Origin of the sequence: Metabacillus litoralis (genome assembly GCF_020524045.1) — a bacterium.
Lineage (GTDB): Bacteria > Bacillota > Bacilli > Bacillales > Bacillaceae > Metabacillus > Metabacillus litoralis_C.
Genome location: NZ_JAIVKL010000002.1, coordinates 270102 through 290870 on the forward strand (window position 1 = coordinate 270102; position 20769 = coordinate 290870).

At 32.8% G+C, this 20769-nt stretch carries 11 protein-coding genes; 1 reads left to right on the forward strand and 10 read right to left on the reverse strand.

Features of this window, described 5'->3' with window-relative positions; translation table 11 throughout:
• Positions 1–105 precede the first annotated feature (105 nt).
• The 5 genes from LC076_RS04690 to LC076_RS04710 all read right to left on the reverse strand — a co-directional run bounded on the left by LC076_RS04690 (position 106) and on the right by LC076_RS04710 (position 10092).
• Entirely contained in the window at positions 106–753 is a 648-nt protein-coding gene (locus tag LC076_RS04690; protein WP_226666566.1) for a DsbA family protein, read from the reverse strand.
• Between the two features lie 171 nt (positions 754–924).
• Complete coding sequence (locus LC076_RS04695) at positions 925–2061, reverse strand: alcohol dehydrogenase catalytic domain-containing protein (protein WP_226666567.1); 1137 nt, start codon at positions 2059–2061, stop codon at positions 925–927.
• Between the two features lie 19 nt (positions 2062–2080).
• On the reverse strand, positions 2081–3952 hold the full coding sequence (locus LC076_RS04700; protein ID WP_226666568.1) for an electron transport protein: 1872 nt from the start codon (positions 3950–3952) through the stop codon (positions 2081–2083).
• Between the two features lie 462 nt (positions 3953–4414).
• On the reverse strand, positions 4415–4867 hold the full coding sequence (locus LC076_RS04705; RefSeq protein WP_226666570.1) for a CoxG family protein: 453 nt from the start codon (positions 4865–4867) through the stop codon (positions 4415–4417).
• A gap of 113 nt (positions 4868–4980) precedes the next feature.
• On the reverse strand, positions 4981–10092 hold the full coding sequence (locus LC076_RS04710; RefSeq protein WP_226666571.1) for an AAA family ATPase: 5112 nt from the start codon (positions 10090–10092) through the stop codon (positions 4981–4983).
• 129 nt (positions 10093–10221) lie between these two features.
• Between LC076_RS04710 and LC076_RS04715 the strand changes: the two genes are divergently transcribed.
• A complete protein-coding gene (locus LC076_RS04715; protein WP_226666572.1) occupies positions 10222–10374 on the forward strand; it encodes an anti-repressor SinI family protein in 153 nt (50 codons plus the stop codon).
• Here the strand turns inward: LC076_RS04715 and LC076_RS04720 are convergent.
• The 5 genes from LC076_RS04720 to gltB form a co-directional block, all read right to left on the reverse strand.
• A complete protein-coding gene (locus LC076_RS04720; RefSeq protein ID WP_226666573.1) occupies positions 10355–11074 on the reverse strand; it encodes a response regulator transcription factor in 720 nt (239 codons plus the stop codon). The genes LC076_RS04715 and LC076_RS04720 overlap by 20 nt on opposite strands.
• A 382-nt stretch (positions 11075–11456) precedes the next feature.
• Positions 11457–11870, reverse strand: a complete 414-nt coding sequence (locus LC076_RS04725; protein WP_226666575.1) for a hypothetical protein — start codon at positions 11868–11870, stop codon at positions 11457–11459.
• Positions 11871–12463: 593 nt separating this feature from the next.
• On the reverse strand, positions 12464–14101 hold the full coding sequence (locus LC076_RS04730; protein ID WP_226666577.1) for a PAS domain-containing sensor histidine kinase: 1638 nt from the start codon (positions 14099–14101) through the stop codon (positions 12464–12466).
• Positions 14102–14625: 524 nt separating this feature from the next.
• Positions 14626–16110: a glutamate synthase small subunit gene (gene gltD, locus LC076_RS04735; protein ID WP_226666579.1), complete on the reverse strand. Its 1485-nt coding sequence runs from the start codon at positions 16108–16110 to the stop codon at positions 14626–14628.
• Between the two features lie 15 nt (positions 16111–16125).
• Complete coding sequence (gene gltB / locus LC076_RS04740) at positions 16126–20694, reverse strand: glutamate synthase large subunit (RefSeq protein WP_226666580.1); 4569 nt, start codon at positions 20692–20694, stop codon at positions 16126–16128.
• Between the last annotated feature and the right edge of the window lie 75 nt (positions 20695–20769).

Sequence of the window (20769 nt, forward strand, 5' to 3'; positions counted from 1 at the left end):
AAGTAGAAGTCATTTATAAAACATTCTTGACTCTTAAATTAACACTTACAAAATATGAACACTTTCTCGAGAATTGGTTTTGTGAAGTCTCGAGAAAGTCCCTTTTTAACATCCATCAATTCCACAAGTCATTCCTTCACCAAACATTGTTAAACTAGGTGATTTCAGGTTTTCATCAATAATTTCTTCAAGTTCTTCTTTTGATCGTACACCTGCTAAAATTTTATCGCCGATAATAATTGTTGGTACTGCTTGAATATTCGCTTCATTGGCAGCATGGTTTAAAGCTTCTTGATGCTTGTGTTTATAAATTCTTGTGACCAATGATTGCTTAAATTCATCTCCATTTAACCCTAACTCTTTTGCTAAATTTGTTAAAACTTCAATATTACCGATATCTTGTTCTCCCTCAAAAAATGCACGTAATATTTTTTCATTATATCCATTTGCTTTTCCGTTTTCTTTTGCATATTGATAACCTTCAAAAGCTAAATGAGTGTGTGGCTGTGGAGATACTTTAGGTAAAATGATCGGAATTCCTAGCTTATCTGCAAAAGGATAAACTGAGTCTTTCCATATTGATTGTAAATACTCACCTTCAGGTTTCAGCGCTTCTTTTGGGTAAGGGCGTAATTCAAATGGCATCCACTCAATTTCAACATCTTTACCTTTTGTTGCTTCTTCAAGGGGCTTTTTAGCTAGTAAACAAAATGGGCAAACGTAGTCACTATATACTTTTATCTTTAAGGACATTTCCTTTTCAACTCCTTGAAAGCTTGTATTAATTATGAAATACAATAATTATAAAAGGAGGAAGTGAAAATACCTAACAATCTGCTTTAGAAACGAGTTTCCCATAAAAGTAAAAACTACGTTTCCTAAATTTTTTTTCACTCTTCATACAATCAACCCACTTTTTTATCTCTATGGTTTTAATATAATTTTTAAGCATTTTTGTTTACGTCTATTAAAGATTCTATAAGCATGCTCTGCTTCTGATAAAGGAAAGGTGTGTGTAATTACATCTTTTGTATTCAGCTCGTCATTTTGTAATAAATGGTATAAAGTAGGCATATTATGTACGGCTGGAGCTAATCCCATTTTTAATGAAATATTTCTTGCAAATAAATCTCCTAATGGAAATTGATTATATCTTAACCCATAAATTCCAATTAATTGAATTGTACCGCCTATTTTTACAACTTGACTTGCAAACTCAATTGTCCCAAGAGCCCCACCTTGAAGCTGGAGTGCAGTTTCGACCATTTCAATAGCAGTCATCTTACCACTCATTCCTACACAATCAATCACAACATCTGCCCCACCATTTGTGAGTTCTCTTATCATTTCTGAAAGCAATTCTTGTGTATCAATATTAAACCCTTCCGTATTATTCCATTTCACAGAATGATCAATTCGATAAGGAATCCGATCCACAGCTATTACTCTTTTAGCTCCTTTTAACCAAGCAAGTTTTTGTGTAAGTAAACCAATTGGACCACAGCCTATAACAATAACTGTATCTCCCTTTTTCATCCCAGATTGAGTAATTCCCCAATATGCTGTTGGAAGCGCGTCACATAATAGAAGTAACTCTTCATCAGTTACTTGATTTGAATCAGGAACTTTAAATGGAGTAAAATTAGCAAAAGGAACTCTTACAAATTCAGCCTGACTTCCACTATAATCTCCATACAATCTTGAACAACCATAGCATGCACCTATTTCACCTTCAGAGTTTGCTATCTTACACTGACTTTCAAGCTTATTTCTGCAATTTTCACAAACACCACAAGCTATATTATAAGGAATGACTACCTTATCACCTTTGGCCACCTTTGTAATACCTGTTCCAACTTCTTCAACGATTCCTATAGCTTCATGTCCAATAATTGAACCTTTCTCTAGACTAGGAATCATTCCATGATAAAAATGAAGGTCAGATCCACAAATTGATGCATGTGTTACTTTTACAATGATGTCATCTGGATTTTGTATGACAGGTACTTGTACATCCTTTACTTTCATATCCATAAACCCTTGATAGGTGACAGCTTTCATTCTCTTTTCCCCTTTTTTCTTAATCAGTGACCTTCAATAAATAATCAATTAATGCTTGTTGTTCTTCTTTTGAGAATCCTGTTGATTGATCCACCCAGTATTCGTGCCCCTTGCCATTGACATGTACTGACCTTAATTTCTCGTTCTTTGTGTTAGCCATTATTACTTTATTTCGTAAATTTGAATCAATCATGGCTAATAAGCTATTTCTTGGAGAAGATTTGATTCCTTTTAATATTGTTCCAGGAACTCCAAGGTCTTTCTCAATATTAGGTCCAACAGCCACACCTCCATCATGAAGATATGGTGCACTCCAGTATAATCCGTACAAACTTATTGTCTTATATCCACCAGCTGATTTCCCAAAGGCCCAGCTAAGTTTTAATTGCTCTTCTTGTTCTTTTGACATTTTAACTTCTTTTACAATAGGCTTTTTAGGTAAAGGTACTGGTGTTTCAGGATCATATAAAGAAGGTGATGCAAAGAAATTTTCTAGTTTTTTGAATCCTTTTGCTCTTGAATCATCTGTTTTAATTTCTTGAGAAGGTATAACCTTATTGTTTGTTAAATAAGTTCCACCATGACAAGAAATACAGCCTGCATTTTCAAAGACAATTCTTCCTTCAGCTCTAGTTGTGTCGGACCTTGCCTTCAAGTCTGTTTTAGGTGGATGCAATGTATTCATGTACGCAGACAATGCATTTTGTTGCTCCCATGCACGATAACCTTCTGAGCTTGAAAATAATCCCACACTTGTCATATATGATACTTTGGGATAAGTTGAAGCTGGAATTAATTCATTCACTCCATCAGCACCTGGAGTAGGATCTACTTTTGAAAAAAATTCTGTTGGTTTCATACCTGTTTCAGGATCATAGCGAAACTTTTTATTTGCTGCATTTTGAAGAAGTGTGGCAAGATATAACTCTTTATCGATATTTAATACTTTTTTACTTATTGCTGTTTGTGAAACAGAATCCATATTTTGCGAGTGTGCATTATTAATTGCAGCACTTAACCCTTTAAATGGTCCAATCTGACCTTGTCCACTCCATCCGTATGGTTGATCTCCTATTGTAAATACATCTAGAAATTGAACAGGGTTATTTTTAAAATCAATTGTTGTATCATTACTTCCTTTTGGCCATTTCATAACTTCTCGATCAACAAAGTCCTCAAGCATATCAATATCAGGTAGTGCTTCAAATTCCCCTTCAGAATTTTCAATCACACGGTTTTCATCTTTAATAAATTGTTTAATACTTTCCATTTCTGTATGGGTAAAATATGAAGCTGTATTGGTAGATAAAGCTAATATTAATCCCACATCAAGATCTGAATTTGGAATTCCTTGAACAACTTCTCTTTCTTGATTCACACTAGCATGACAAAGTGCACAACTAATCCCAGCCTTCATATGACCTTCTTCATATTTAAATTTAACACCTAATGGAACATGTGTACCTTTTGGAATATCTAGACCAGTTTCAATCAAATCACCCTTTTGAAAGGTACGATCTCCAACTTTTACAGTTTTAGCTGATTCTATGATTAAATTATCTGTTCCTTGCCCTTTTAATTTAATTATTGCTTTTGTAATAGCTGGAAAAGAAAATGCTCCATCAAACATCCCCATAATGTCTGTAAAAAAAACTTCATTACCAAAAGTATCTTGGTAAAATACCTTTTTCCCTTCTTCAATCAACTTATCTTGATCTTCATTTTGTAAAAATGACACTTGGTGAAAATTTTTCAAATTTTTGTTCTCACTGTTGAGTATTTTTTCATTAGGTGGTAGATAAGCATACTCTGGTTCTACTATTGTTAAATAAACAATGACTCCTGTTACCAATATAAAAATAACTAATAATGAAATTATGCTCTTACGCACACTAATCCCCCCTTTGTCAGATCTAGAAATTTAAATAAAATACGGACACAATTATTATTCTTCTTAGTAGCGAAGACATACCACTTTTTTTAAAAAAGTGACATGTGACGTTTCTATATATTCAAATATAGCTTTATAAAATCAAATGTAGATTTAATCCATTACCATTTATGAATTTACAACTTTTTAAAACACACTAATAACCAAAATGAGATCAAAATAAAAAACATCCATTCATAGGATGTTTAGAAAGTTGATTTAGTATTTGGTTATTAATGATTATTGATGATTTTTAGCATTTATTGATGAAGGTGAATAAGAATGGACTCCTGATAAGAAAAGCTTGTTAACAGATGACCCCCAAAACGGGTAGCTTACGAGAAGGCACCAGTACCTAAGAATTGCAATTGCTGTAAGGAAATCACCTACAATAGTTAACAGCGCCAGAATTTAAAATCTTGATTATTTCACTTTTTCAAGTTCTTGAATCTTTGAAGCTATTGATTTAGTTAGGTCCTGTGTCATTTCTTTAATATTTTTCTTTAATTTAGCATTAATCATTTTAGACATTGCTGCTTCAGATGATAAATCTAAAAATCCATTCATTAATGTTTCTTGAGAACTTATCTCTTCTGCAAGAAAATAACCATGACCAGAGATTTTTTCATTTAAACCATAAAGATTAAAAGTAACTTTATTAGGCTCTTCCCATTTAGTAATTTCGACTCGAAGCTCTACCTTCTTCTTTATAAGTCCAAAGTCACTTTTAAATGTCCATATGGAATCTGTGTTATTAATTGTTTCATGGTCAATATATCCCGGAACAAGTGGTGCCCAATTATCCATAACACTCACAAAATTCCAAATTGATCGAATAGGAAGGCTAACTCGTATTTGATGAAGCTCGCTTGGCATATCTATATCCTCACTTTCTATACAAATAGTTATTTGTGAAGTAGTATTAGTTTGACTTTATTCACGAAAACTAAATGTTATGCAAAAATAAGGTTATAAATTTTAATATCTTATTATTCTTGGTTAATTTCTACAATTGGCATGCGGATAAAAATAGTTGTTCCTTTTTCTAATTCACTTTCAGCCCAGATAAAACCGTTATGACTCTTTATAATTTCTTTACATATTGACAATCCTAATCCATGACCTTTCATTGAGGGACGTGTAGAAACAGTAAAATTACGTTCAAAAACATATGGTAAATCGTCTTTATCGATCCCTAGCCCAGTATCAGAACAAGCGATAATAATATGGTCTTGTTCCAAGACTAATTTTAATTCAATTCCTCCTTCTTCGGTATGTTTAATAGCATTAGTTAATAAGTTAGTAAATACTTGTTTTATTCGTTCAAAATCAACCTCAATAAGAGGATATTCCAAACCGTTTTCCACCTGAGGTAATTTTAAATGTAAATGTAACCCCTTCTTTGACACATCATATTCAAACGATTCTTTGATATGTTTTAATAATCGATCGATTCGAACATAATCAAAACTAAATGACAGATGACCAAATTCTAATTGTGTTAAATCAAATAAGTCATTTATCAATATATTCAAGCTTTTTATTCGCACAATACTATTTCTAATATAATCATTTCTTTGTTCTTCCGTTTCAGCAAAACCTTCCAATATTGCTTCCATATAACCCTGAACACTAGCAATCGGTGATTTTAAATCATGAGAAATATTGGATAATAATTGCCTTCTTCTTTCATCAGCAGAAGCAACTTGTTCATGAGCCTTAATCAATTGATTTTTTGCGTATTCTAGATCAACCGTTCTTTTTTGTACTTTGTTTTCAAGCTCTCTATAAAGAGTAGCATTGTCAATTAATATGGCTGCCTGTGTTGATAAGAGTTTAAGAAATTTAAGTCTTTCCTCAGTAAAAACATGTGAAACCCTTTCATTTTCTAAATAGAGAATTCCTTTCAAGTCTTGTTGATACATAATCGGCAAACAAATAATTGACTTTGCTTTTGAATTCTTAATATATTCATCTTCTTGAAAAATGGCATGTTGACTAGCATAATCCAACTGCACTATTTCTCCTGTTTTTAAAACATATTGAACAACACTTTTTGAGTAGCCGCTGTTATCCTCTTGCTGCCTTTCTTGATTAGATTGTGCGACAACAGTTAGATCTTCAACCTGTTTTAATAATATCGTTCCTTTTGTTGCACCAGTGTTAGAAATGGTAATCGAAATTAGTTTTTCTAATAATTGCTCAATTTGTACTTCTCTAGATAAAATTTGCGCAGCTTGATATACTGCATTTAATTCAAAATTTTGAAGAGAATTGCTTTCACCTTGATGAGATAGAGGTGAAGTAACGATAGAATGTTCAAACCTTACCACCATATCTTCTGCCTTTTTTATCGCTCCCCATTTCATGAAGTGATGATAAGCTTCAGTTAAATAAAAACTTGCTTGCTTTTGGCGATTTTCTTTCATATAAAATAGACCAGCTGATTCATAACAAATTGCTGTCATATGGACAAACGAACTTGTTTCACATGATAATATAGCTTCGTCAAAATACTTTATTGCATGTTTTTTCTTATCAGAAATAACAGCTAACTCAGCTCTTATTAAGAGTTGTTTTCCTTTGTAATTAACAGGTGATTGTTCAGCATATTTTTCTAGTATTTGATAGCTTTTTACAATATTTTTATATAATTCATTTTTTGTTTTTATGTTCTTTACACTCTTATATTTCCTTATGAGAACTAAAGCTTGATAGAAATAAAATTCAGGTGCGATAACTAATGTTAATCTTTTTGTTACTAATGTTGATAGTTCTTGTAAAACTTCAGAAGCAAAGTCAGCTTTATTGAATAAATATGCCATTGTCAAACGTATTGTATAATGTATTATTTTCGCTGAATCATCATCAATAATCTTTTTAAAGTGCCAATTATGATTTCTGACTCCTATAAGATGATTCGTCCACTCAAGTACTTCTGCAAGAAAGCCCTCAGAAATAACGTATTTAATTTCTTTAATAAATGATTGTTGTTTTTTTGTGACCTTTCCTAGTTCATTTAAATTCGTACCATTTAATAAATGGCTGATCACAATAAATGAACTGTTTGCCCCAGCTAGGTGGAGGTTACCTGATTGCACGCAATATTTCTGAGATTTTTCTAATAATGTAATATTTTCTTTGATATGTTTTTTCCAATGATTCACAAAACTACCAAATACAAAATACACTCTTCCTTGCACATCAATTCTTTCATTCTTATTGGCATATAAAAGAGCTAATTTCCCAAAATCATATGATTGAGTGAAATCACTAAATCCAGCACTTAGGATTAATGCATAATTATTTAAAACTAATGGGCTAAATTCAGTTAACCCATATTTCAGGGTCATCCTCATCGCTCTAAGCATAAAAATTGTTGATAGATTTTGATCAACATGATAACTTGGTCCATTTAAATTGATCAATGTTTTTAAGATAAGCGTTTTTTCTTCTGATTTTATTAAAGGCAAATTCAGGATATCTTCTGGCTTTTTACCGATGAAAGCCAGCTTGAGGAGAAGAAGTTCAACTAGAACATCCAATTTAGTTGGTTTACTCGGGAACTTCTCATCAAACAATCTTAATGCAGTTACTCCTGAAACAACTGCTTCTTTTACACGATGTACATGGGTATACAATGTGATTTTTAAATTGTAGATTGCCAGTTTTTCAACCTTACTTTTAGCATTGCTTAATACAAGATCAAAGGTAAATTCTGATTGCTCAAATTGACTATTTAAATAATAAGCTTCTCCTAACTGTATAAGAAGGTCAAATGTTAAATCGTAAAACAATTCCCATTGAGTCCCTAAAATTTCATGAGCTATTAAGAAGTAGGATAAAGCTGATTGGAATGCTGCTGATTTTTTTGAATATTTCCCTGCCTGTATATTCAATTTCACTAATTTAATTTTCTCTTTTTCAGTTATATCTTCTCTTGAATAATTAAGATGATACAAGATAATTAATAGCTGTGCCTCATCATTCTGCCTATCGCTCGCTAACAAATATTTACCAATTCTTGAATGAATTAACTTCTTTTCATTAAAATCGATTGAAGCATAAATTGTTCCTTGTATTTGGTCATGCACAAATTTATATTTTACGTCTTCATTCGTATTTTTAAATTTTTTACTGCTAGACAATTGAGATACTAATCCATCATCAATTGCTTTTTGAAGAATTGATTTTGTTGTCGTACTATTCTGTTCAGCATTGTTTGATAATGTCTGCAAATCAAAAATACTACCAATACAAGAAGCTATCTTTAAGAGTAATTTTGTTTTATTTGGTAATGTATGAAATCTATGCTCGATATGCGTGACAATATTTTCTTCCATTTGAGAAAACATTAGTTTCGTTTTATCAACTTTACAGACTTTTTTTAATTCATCAAAAACAATCACTTCACTCGTAATAAAAGAATGAATCAATTGTTTAATATGAAAGGGATTTCCTTGTGAAAGCCTTAATATGTTATTTGATAAATATGCAAGATCTTTTTTATCTTTAATAGAAAACGTGTTTAGCCAAACTTTCAAATCATCTTCTGTTAAACCATTTAATCTTAATTTGTTAATTGGTGTTTTTCTAATTAGATTCCTCTCCAAAAGATGAAGATGATGGTCGATATCCACTTCGTTTTCTCGATAAGCACCAATCACTAAGAAATACTCAGTTTCTTTATTAGATAACAAGTACTCAATTAGATTTAAAGAAGCAGGATCAGCCCATTGAATGTCATCTAGAAACAAAATCAAAGGATGCTCTTTCTTAGCGAAGATTCTAATTAGTTTTTGAAACATAAAATAAAAATGTGATTTAGTATCAGCAGAATCAATACCTTTCACTTGCTGATCACTTATATCTACTAACCATTTTAATTCAGGTAAATAATTAGATAGCATTGGGAGGTATGCAGAAAGGTCATGTTGTAATGTTTCTGCCCAATATTTTTTCGAATTATTTTCTACTAGTATTTTCTTTAGTAATAACTTAACTGCCGTAAGAATTCCACTATAAGGCGTATTTTTAATCAGAAGATCAAACTTACCTTGAATAAAATAGATTGGTTTATTTTTCAAATCATTTTTTAGTTCTTCTACCAATGCAGTTTTTCCCGTTCCTGAATCTCCAAAAAGTAAAAAAAGCTGTGACTCACCTTTTTCAACATTGCTACAAACGGTTTTTAATTGGTGTAATTCTTCCTGCCTACCATATATCCGATCTAATGACAGAAGTGATAAATGATCATGATGACTGGTTGAGAATAAATGGACCATATCTTTATCAAATAATTGTCTCAACCTGATTAAATCTTCTTTTAATGAAAAAACAGATTGGTAACGTTCCTCTGGAGATTTATTTAATAGCTTTAGAATCATTTCAGCTAGAGCAACAGGTATATTTTGATTAAGCTCACAAGGGTGTATAGGTTGTTTCGTTAAATGCTTTTGAAACCATTCAATCGGTGTATGAGCTAAAAAAGGTGTTCTTTTCGTTAAGTACTCATAAAAGATTACTCCTATAGAGTATAGATCTGTTCGATAATCAATAAATCTATTCATTCTTCCTGTTTGTTCAGGAGCTATATAAGGTAGTTCTAAATCATTATTAAAATGATAGTGATGAGTTTTTTCAGAGGGTTCTTTCCTACTATGATGAAATCCAGTCAATTTAATGTCTTTCGTTTTTGGGTCAACAAAAATTGTAGTAGGTGAGAGATTACAATGAAGATAGTGACGTTGATGAATTTCTCCCATTATAGAAGTTAATTTAATTGCAAAATCAAGAAAATCATTGATTGATTGATCACTATCAAAGATTTTCCACAAAGGGAGAGAAGATGTATATTTATAAAACGTTCTTACACCGCGCCCCTCAATACCTAGCGGTTGTAAAACTTCTTCCATTCCTAATTCATTTAATATATTGACCTCATGCTGATGACCAATTTCACCATTTAATGAATTTTTCTTTGCTTTCAAAATTTTAATCAGTACTTTTTGATTATGAATAGAAGAATAGCCACTATAAAAAGCAACAGATTGACATTCTGCTATTACTTCCAATGCTTGAACGTTTAGTAATGATACCATTTGAATGTTACCACCTTCACTTACTAAAATAATGCAATAAAGCTTTAACAAATCTTTAACGATTTTTAAACTAGGTTTATACTTTTTGAAGTATCCTACTTACATACCTATATTTTTAGGAGGGGTTTGATGAAGCCTGTGCAAACATCATTGCATTTTGAGGGAAAAGAACTTGATTATGAATGGACTGTTCTTATAAAAGAAGCACTAGAAATGGGCATTACTAAAGAAGAAATCATTTCTTTCTTACAAACGTTTCCTTTTATTGATCAAAAGCATTAAACTTATAACCCATTCCCCTTAGCGTTATAATATAAATTGGTTCAGATGGGTTTGGCTCAATTTTCTTTCTTAAATTACTTATATGAACCATTACAGTTCTATAATCACCTAAGCTATCTTCACCCCAAATATTCTCAAACATTTGCTCGACATTGAACACACGATTAGGATTATCTGCCATTAAACATAATAGTTGAAATTCCTTTGCTGATAAAGATATATTTCTATTTTTCATCTTAACTATACAGCTTAGTTTATCAATATACAGATCCTTAAAAACAAGAACTAAATTTCTATCTTTTTGTTCTGAAACAAAATTTTGTTGATAGCTTGTATGTTTACGACGTAAGTGGGCTTGTACTTTAGCAACCAAAACTGCAGGACTAAATGGTTTTGTTATATAATCATCTCCACCAATTCGATGAGCTAATATTTTGTCAAAATCTTCTTCCTTAGAACTGACAAATAAGATTGGTGCATCTGTTTTTTGACGTAATAACCTGCACACTTCATAACCATCAATATCTGGAAGCAAAACATCTAAAATAATTAAACTAGGTTTATGTAAATTTACAAGATGAACGGCATCTTTTCCAACAGTTGATGTTATTACTTTAAAACCTTCTTTAACTAAATACATTCTTAAGATGGATTTCAAGTCTAAATCATCATCAATTATTAATAATGTTTCTCCTGCCATAAGTTCAATTATCCTCCGTCTAAAAATAAGCTAAATAAAACAAAGTCTTCAAAATATAGGCTCTTCTAACTAGATTATATTGAGTTTATAATTAGCTTTATAGTTATATCTTTAAACATCCTTAACATATCTTATTATATACTGTTTTCGACATTCTTCAATCAATAATATGTAATTATAGGAAATTTGTAGAAGACCATTCCCCATAATAATCCTATAAAATTAACTAATACCTAGTTAAGAAGATTGCTAGGTATTACCTACTTAAGGATAATCAAACGAACAATAAGTTAAGAAACGAAAAAAATGAGTTTTATTAACATTTTTTATAAATACTTTATTTCTTTATTTGAACAAAGCATTGCTCCGATCTACACAATATTTACAACCATCTTAGTGCTATTGTTAAATGACAACATTCAATATTATCGTAACTAGAGGATAATTTCATATTTATCCCATCTGGAGTAAAAGATGTTTTGACTATTGATTTAATACCTGTCGATTGAATAAGACGATTCACTTCATCCATATTCGATTGCTGTGCTGCATACATCACTTTATTTGCAAACGTTTTAGAATCAGCCAATTTATTTAAAACAATACTAGCTTCCTTCATCAGGTTTCTCATTGCTTTAGCGGATTTTTCTAAAAGTGTAGAGTCTACATCAGGAAATTGTCTATTTGTTTTCAAATTGTAGTGATTTGAAACAAAATACTGTGGGATATAATTAATGGGGACCTGATTTTCATAATACATATATTGATACCTTGGCAGACAGTAACAGTTACCCATATTAAGCAGCTCCTTAAGATTTTTTTACACATAATAATATACTGAATTAAGAGCTGTTGGTGACTATTATTTTAAAATGTATTTATAGATAATACTGGATTAATAGTAAAATTGAGAATGCAATTATAATAGGTATTACAGTGTTAAGAAATCTTGATAAGCGTTTTTTAAAAAAATTCTGGTTGAATTTTTTTAATTCTTTTGTTCTCTCCAAGATAACTCCCCCTTTCTATTTTGCGTTTAAGTAAAACCTTTAGACAGTCACAATAATATTTCATTCACGCAACTTTTAATTTTATTTTATCAGATTTTTCAGAAAAAGTGCATTGTTTTTGAAAAGAATATTTCAAAATATCATAAAAAGGCTGTTTATATTATGATCTTTATTTAATTAAATAGCTGTATTTTTAGGCTTATTCGTTTAGGAAGAAAGCCATAATATTTATGTACGGAGAATACTTTAGAAAAAAAGAACCAGCTCTTTTTTGGAATTTATACCAATGAATAAATAAGTGATTCATTAGGTAATCCTAGATCGGGCTGGTTCTCATAGTGAAAAATTTTTTTCAGTCTAACTTTGATTATATTTACTACTACCTTCTTACAGGAAGAATAATTTGTACCTTTGTTCCTTGATTTACTTCACTTGAAATCTTAATTTCTCCGTTATGAAATTCGACTATTCGATAACTAACTGTTAACCCCAGACCTGTTCCTTTCTCCTTCATAGAATAAAAGGGTTCTCCTAAATGTTTTAGTCTTTTCTCCTCTATTCCGCAGCCGTCATCAGTAAATACTAAACTAATTGAATGATCATCAAACATAGAAAGAGATACAATAATGTTTTTTGAGGAAGCTTCAATTGAATTCTTAATCAGATTTATAAATAACTGTTTTAATTGATTAGGCTCACAATTAATTTTAGGTAATAAATCATTTGTTTCAACTTTTAATAAAACATTATGGAGATTAGCCTCCGACTCCAATAAGGAGTATACATCAGAGAGAAGGATATTAATGTCTTTTTCTTGGAATTTAATTTTTTGAGGCTTAGACAATACTAAAAGCTCACTTGCTATAATATTAATCCGCTCAAGTTCATCTAACATAATTTTGTAATATAAATCATTTTCCTTTGTTTTAGTTGATGATTGCATCATTTGAATAAACCCTTTAATCGAAGTTAGAGGGTTCCTGATCTCATGTGCCACACTAGCAGCAAGCTCTCCAACGACTGATAGTTTTTCTGTTTTCCTTAGTAATTCTTCTGTTTCTTTCTCTTTTGTAATGTCAGCTGCATAACCAATCGCTCCAACTGTTTTATCATTAATGATCATTGGCACTGCCGTGCAACGAAGAACTTTTTTAATATTATTTTTAGTCACAATTTCAATTTCCTCATTAATCCAAGGATTGTTACCATGAATAACTTCTATAAAAGCTTTAAAAACTTTTGAACGATCTTTCCTAGAAATGATTGGAAGAATCGATTGATTGAGAAATTGATTAATCTCATAACCTGTACATCGATAAAAATGTTCATTTGCCTTGATTAATCTTCCTTGAATATCAATCATGTAGACAAGTTCAGGGTTAAACTCAAATAATGATTTATATTTTTGCTCACTTTCAGCTAACTTATTTTCTGCTAGAACTTTTTCTGTCACATCTCTACCCATTACAACCAATTCTTTTCTTTCACCAAGATCACTAAAACTAGGAATTTTTATTGTATCAAAAGTCTTAACTGTTCCATCTGGCATAGGAATTTCTTCTATACACCGACTGGCCGTTCCATGTAACCATGCTTGTTCATCAGATGTTTCACAGTATCTTAATGCATCACCATAAAATTTAGTATATTCTGCTAGCTCAGCATCTGTTTTTCCACGATAGTTTACATTTTCCACTTGAAAAAGCTTTAAAGCAAAATCGTTTGCTTCAATCCATCTTCCTTCCCCATCTTTGAAATTAACAAAATCCACCATTGAGTTTATTAATATGTGTAATTTATTATTTTCTGCTTTCTCACTTTCATATGCTTCTTTTTTTAATATTAAATAATAAATGAAAATACTAGTGATAATGACAAAAATGAAGCCTTTAATATTTTGAAATATTATTAATATTTCTTTAGGAATATTTAAATAAACGATTATATTATCAGTAAGTACGATCCATATTGTACTGAATATTATATAGAAAAAAAGTAGTTTAAATTTGTTTATCATGTTGTTCTCCTTTAAAGACAAAAACGTAATCGTGATGATTTGTTGCTAACTTTTTAATTATATCCTCATAACAAACAATAATATAGTTTTTATCTATAAGCATAATACATTTTTTCACTAAAACAATACTTTATAGATTAATAAGGCTGTTTTCGCAAACTTTGTTGCTTTTAAATACCCGAAGCAATATGCACTGTATTAAGTCTATTGGCATCTTTTCTTCATAAAACAGTATCCAGTATCCTTATATTGAAAAATCACTGTTTTCACTCCAAATCTTGGTTACATAGCAACAATCGTTCAGAAAAGAGCCATTAATAAAAATAATTTTAGAATAGCACTATTAAATTCATTGTTAATCTTGTTACAGACTTTCCTATTTCTCAGGAAAAATATCTCTAAGCAAGAATCTCTGGTTAACATAGTTCGAAAAAATAGCTTCGAGCTTTGCCATAACTAAATAACAAAAAAGACCTAGAAATCATCATCTAGGTCTTTTTTGTTATTTACACATTTTGTTAGTTTTATACTAATACAGTACTTCCCATTAAAGCTCGATCTACTTCACGTGCAACTTCACGGCCTTCGTTAATTGCCCAAACAATTAAGCTTTGACCACGACGTGCATCACCAGCAGCATAGACACCTTCAATGTTTGTACGGAAGTCACCGTATTTTGCAGCAACAACATTACGAGCTGTTGTATCAACATTAAATTGTTTTAATACAGGTTGATCTGCACCTTCAAAACCAATTGCAATAAATACTAGTTGTGCCGGCCATACTTTTTCAGAACCTGGAATTTCTTTAAAGTAGTATAAACCATTTTCATCTTTTAATTTCTCCATATTGATTGTATGAAGTTCTTTTAAGTTTCCATTTTCATCAGAAACTAACTTTGTTGTTTGAATGCAATATTGACGAGGATCATCACCAAATTTAGCTTCAGCTTCCTCATATGCGTATTCCATTGTAAAAACATGTGGAGATTCTGGCCACATATTTTCCTTTTTACGAGACATTGGTAATTTAGGATGTTTACCAAACTGAACAACGCTATTACATTCTTGACGAAGTGCTGTTGCCACACAGTCTGCACCAGTGTCTCCTCCACCAATAACAATAACATCTTTACCTTTAGCATTGATGAACTGACCATCTTCAAAATTTGTATTTAAATAGCTCTTTGTCACATCTGTTAGATAGTCCATTGCAAAATGAACACCCTTTGCTTCGCGTCCTTCAATAACAAGATCACGTTGCTTTTGAGCACCTACACAAAGAATAATTGAGTCATACTGTTCACGAAGCTGTTCAGATGTAATATCTTTACCTACTTCAGTGTTCGTAACAAAAGTAATTCCTTCTTGTGTCATTAAGTTGATACGACGCTCTACAATACCTTTATCAAGCTTCATATTAGGAATACCATATGTTAACAAGCCACCTGGACGGTCTGCACGTTCGTACACAGTTACAGAATGACCTACTTGATTCAATTGATCTGCAGCTGCTAAGCCAGCAGGACCAGAACCAACAATTGCAACTTTCTTTCCTGTACGTTTCTCAGGAATTCTCGGCGTTATCCAGCCATTTTCAAAGCCTTTATCAATGATTGCTTTTTCAATATTTTTTATTGTGACCGCAGGATCATTGATTGCTACGTTACAAGAACCCTCACATGGTGCTGGACAAACTCTACCGGTAAATTCAGGGAAATTATTCGTTTTCATTAAACGATCTAATGCTTCCTTCCATCTACCACGATAAACTAAATCATTCCACTCAGGAATTAAGTTATGAATTGGACAACCAGAGGTAAAACCATTAATTTCAGTTCCAATGTGACAGAAAGGAGTGCCGCAATCCATGCAGCGTGCTCCTTGTCTGCTTAACTTTTCCTCAGAGAAAGGAGCTGAATACTCTTTCCAGTCATTTAAACGTTTGAGAGGGTCACGTTCGGCCGCCTCTTCACGCTTAAACTCTAAAAATCCTGTTGCTTTCCCCATCTTCCTCTCCCCTTTCTACTGTACTACTGCTTTAGAACGAACTGCTTTTGCTGCTGGTTCTTTTTTTTCAGATTTTGCATTTGCTTCGAACGCACTCATAATTGCTTCTTCGTTCGTTAAGCCAGCTTCCATTTGCTCTGCTATACGATTCATCATACGTTTGTAGTCTTTTGGAATGACTTTCACAAATTTTGATACTGTTTCATCCCAATTAGCAAGCAATGCATTTGCTTTAGCACTATCCGTATAATTCAAATGATTTTGTATCATGTTTTGTAATAAACTAATTTCTTGGTCATCTATTAAACTCTCAAATTCGATCATTTCATCATTACATAATTCTTTGAATTCATCTTTGTCGTCAGCAAGAACATAGGCAATCCCGCCTGACATACCTGCTCCGAAGTTTTTACCAACTTCTCCTAGAATAACAACACGACCACCAGTCATATATTCACAACCATGATCTCCAACACCTTCAACAACTACATTCACACCACTGTTACGAACACCAAAACGCTCACCTGCATGACCATTGATATAAGCTTCACCACTTGTTGCACCATAGAATGGAACATTCCCAATGATAACATTATCAGCCGGAACAATCGTTGAATCAGCTGATGGCTTAACAATAATCTTTCCACCAGATAAACCTTTTCCTAGATAATCGTTTGAATCTCCAGTTAAATGCATTGTTACACCTTTTGGTACAAATGCACCAAAGCTTTGACCAGCAGAACCAGAAAATCTTAATGTAATCGTATCTTCTGGCAATCCCTCTTCACCATAGCGTTTCGAAATTTCACTACCAACAATCGTACCTGCGACACGATTAATATTCTTAATGTTAAATGACGCATCTATTGGTGTACCTGTTTCGATTGCATCTGCAACCTTAGGTAATATTTCAACCATATCAAGAGATTGATCAATTTTATGGTTTTGCTTAATTTTAGCTGTACGAGCACCTTCAGGTTGGTACAAAAGAGTTGTTAAATCTAAGTGCTTCGCTTTCCAGTGTTCTTTTGCACGCTCACTTACTTGAAGAACATCTGTACTACCGACCATTTCTTCCATCGTTTTGAAGCCAAGTTCAGCCATGATTTCACGTACTTCTTGTGCGACAAATCTCATATAGTTCACAATATGATCTGGATCTCCAGCAAACTTATCACGTAGCTCTGGATTTTGCGTAGCAACACCTACTGGACAAGTATCTAAGTGACAAACACGCATCATAATACATCCCATAACTACAAGTGGAGCTGTTGCGAACCCATATTCTTCAGCACCTAAAATAGCTGCCATTGCAACGTCACGGCCAGTCATTAATTTACCATCAGTTTCTAAAACAACACGATCACGAAGACCATTTAACATTAAAGTTTGGTGGGCTTCAGCCAAGCCAAGCTCCCAAGGTAAACCCGTGTGTTTAATACTTGTTTTCGGCGATGCACCAGTACCACCGTCATAACCACTGATTACGATTACGTCCGCAGCACCTTTTGCAACACCTGCTGCAATTGTACCAACACCTGCTTTTGCTACCAGTTTTACACTTATACGCGCATCACGATTTGAGTTTTTCAGGTCATGGATTAGTTGTGCTAAATCCTCGATAGAATAAATATCATGATGCGGTGGTGGCGAAATCAATCCCACACCAGGTGTAGATCCTCGAACATCTGCTACCCAAGGGTATACTTTGTTACCAGGTAACTGTCCACCTTCTCCAGGCTTCGCACCTTGAGCCATCTTAATTTGTAGTTCATCAGCATTCACTAAATAATGACTCTTAACTCCAAATCGACCTGATGCAATTTGCTTAACAGCACTACGGCGAAGATCACCATTTTGATCAGCAATAAAACGGTTTGGATCCTCTCCACCTTCACCACTATTGCTTTTACCGCCTAGACGATTCATAGCAATTGCTAGTGTTTCATGTGCTTCTTTACTTAATGATCCAAATGACATAGCACCTGTTTTAAATCGTTTAACAATTGAATCAACTGATTCAACTTCATCAATTGAGATCGGTGTTCTATTACTCTTTAGTGAGAATAAGTTACGTAAGAAACCAATTCTTTCTTCGTTTGCTGAATAAGAATACTTTTTAAATAACTCATAATCATTTTTGCGACAAGCCCATTGAAGAGTATGGATTGTTGTTGGATTAAACGCATGGTGTTCACCATTTTTTCTCCATTGGAAGTCACTACCTGAATCTAATGCTTTATCAATTTTTTCTGCATAAGCATCTTCATGGCGTAATTTAGCTTCCTTAGCAATCGTTGCTAAATCGATTCCATCAAGTTGTGATGCTGTACCAGTAAAGTATTTATCAATAACCTGCTGACTAATTCCAACAGCTTCAAAAATTTGTGCTCCACGATAACTTTGAACAGTTGAAATACCCATTTTAGACATTACTTTTACTACACCTTCAGTAACACCCTTAATGTATTTTGCAACCACTTCTTCATAGTTATATTTTAAACTTCCGTCAAGAATGGCTTCTTTATATGTTGCAAAAGCAAGATATGGGTTAATGGCATCTACTCCATAGCCAATTAACGCAGCAAAGTGATGAACCTCTCGAACTTCACCTGATTCAATAACAATGCTTGCTTTAGAGCGAGTACCTTGACGTACTAAATGTTGATGTAATGCTCCTACTGCCAAAAGTGCTGGTATTGCAGCTTTTTCAGAGCTCATTAAACGATCAGAAAGAATAATGATATTTATATCATTTTCAATTGCTTGATCTGCTTCTTGACACAACTCATTTAAAGAAAACTCTAAATCTTCTGTAAATAACGCGTGAATAGTTTTGGACTTAAAACCTGGATTAATGTTTAAGCGTAATTGTGCTAATTGATCATTAGAAAGTACTGGAGAATCTAATTGGATTCTTCGTGCATTTTCTTTGTTAGGATGAAGAATATTTCCTTCTGTACCTAATAATGTCATTGTAGATGTAACAATCTGCTCTCTAATAGCGTCAATAGGAGGATTTGTTACTTGAGCAAATAATTGCTTGAAATAGTTAAACAATGATTGTGGTCGATCAGATAACACTGCTAGTGGAGAATCATTACCCATAGATCCAAGTGGATCTTTTCCTTCAGTTATGATTGGTAAAAGATATTTTTGAATATCTTCATACGTATATCCAAAAGCTGCTTGGCGCTCAGGAATATCAGTAACAACTTCTTCCGCTAATACAGCCGATTGATTATCCAACTTAACAAGCTGTTCATCTAACCATTGTTGATATGGTTCTTCATTAGCCATTTCATCTTTAATTTCTTTATCAGAAACAATTCTACCTTCTTCTAAATCAATAAGAAGCATTTTCCCTGGACTCAAACGATCTTTATATAAAACATTGCTTTCTTCAACATCAATAACTCCTACTTCAGAAGAGAATATGATATAGTCATCCTTTGTTACATAGTAACGTGCTGGACGAAGACCATTACGATCTAAGATTGCTCCAATTTGTTTACCGTTTGTAAAAGAAATAGCAGTTGGTCCATCCCATGGCTCCATTAAACAACTATGATACTCATAAAAAGCTTTTTTCTCTGGGCTCATATGAGGATTTTCTGTCCAAGGCTCAGGAATCATCATCATTGCAGCATGTGCAGGTTTACGACCAGCTAAAACGAAGAATTCGAATGCATTATCTAAAATAGAAGAATCACTTCCATCAGCATCTAAAATCGGTAGAACTTTAGGAAGATCTTCACCGAATGCTTCTGAAACAAACTGCTGTTCTCTTGCTTTCATCCAATTCATATTTCCACGCAGTGTATTAATTTCACCATTATGAATTAAATAGCGATTTGGATGAGCTCTTTCCCAACTTGGAAATGTGTTTGTACTAAATCTTGAGTGAACTAAAGAGAAAGCAGAAACGAAATCTTCATCTTGTAAATCTAAATAAAAAGCATCGACTTGTTCAGGAGTTAGTAGTCCTTTATATACAATCGTACTGCTTGATAGACTTGTAAAATAGAAGCGTAGTTCACGTTCTCTAGCCCAATTTTCTGCTTGTTTACGAATGACATATAATTTACGTTCAAAGGAAATATTATCTTGTATGTTATCATTAGCACCAATAAATACTTGGCGAACAACCGGACAGCTCATTCTTGCGACTGGTCCAACTTCTTCAGCATTTACAGGAACATCTCTCCAACCTAATAAGATTTGTCCTTCTGCTTCGATAAATTTGTTTAATTGTGCCTCAATTTGTTGGCGTTCTTTATCATCATTTGAAAAGAACATCATACCAACACCATATCGTCCACTTTCAGGAAGGGTCATTTCCTGGCAAGTTTTCTTGAAAAAAGCATCAGGGATTTGCACCATTAAACCAGCGCCATCACCTGTTAGTGGATCACTACCTTGTCCTCCCCTGTGGTCAAGTTGACAAAGCATATTTAGTCCCTTTTTCACAATATCATGTGTAGCATGGCCTTTAAGATGAGCGTATAAACCGATACCGCATGCGTCATGTTCAAATTCAGGACGGTAGAGACCTTGTGCTTTAGGTATTTGATTGTAAGTCATGTAATATCTCCCCCCGTTAGATAATCTTACACCCGATAATTTTCAGATAATTACATTATATATTTCCAAATTGAT

What these genes read in the sequence shown, in the direction of transcription:
- LC076_RS04730 (WP_226666577.1), bottom strand. Translation starts at nt 14,101, where the DNA reads ATGATAAACAAATTTAAACTACTTTTTTTCTATATAATATTCAGTACA.
- LC076_RS04705 (WP_226666570.1), bottom strand. Translation starts at nt 4,867, where the DNA reads ATGCCAAGCGAGCTTCATCAAATACGAGTTAGCCTTCCTATTCGATCA.
- LC076_RS04690 (WP_226666566.1), bottom strand. Translation starts at nt 753, where the DNA reads ATGTCCTTAAAGATAAAAGTATATAGTGACTACGTTTGCCCATTTTGT.
- gltB (WP_226666580.1), bottom strand. Translation starts at nt 20,694, where the DNA reads ATGACTTACAATCAAATACCTAAAGCACAAGGTCTCTACCGTCCTGAA.
- LC076_RS04695 (WP_226666567.1), bottom strand. Translation starts at nt 2,061, where the DNA reads ATGAAAGCTGTCACCTATCAAGGGTTTATGGATATGAAAGTAAAGGAT.
- LC076_RS04710 (WP_226666571.1), bottom strand. Translation starts at nt 10,092, where the DNA reads ATGGTATCATTACTAAACGTTCAAGCATTGGAAGTAATAGCAGAATGT.
- LC076_RS04720 (WP_226666573.1), bottom strand. Translation starts at nt 11,074, where the DNA reads ATGGCAGGAGAAACATTATTAATAATTGATGATGATTTAGACTTGAAA.
- LC076_RS04715 (WP_226666572.1), top strand. Translation starts at nt 10,222, where the DNA reads ATGAAGCCTGTGCAAACATCATTGCATTTTGAGGGAAAAGAACTTGAT.
- LC076_RS04725 (WP_226666575.1), bottom strand. Translation starts at nt 11,870, where the DNA reads ATGGGTAACTGTTACTGTCTGCCAAGGTATCAATATATGTATTATGAA.
- gltD (WP_226666579.1), bottom strand. Translation starts at nt 16,110, where the DNA reads ATGGGGAAAGCAACAGGATTTTTAGAGTTTAAGCGTGAAGAGGCGGCC.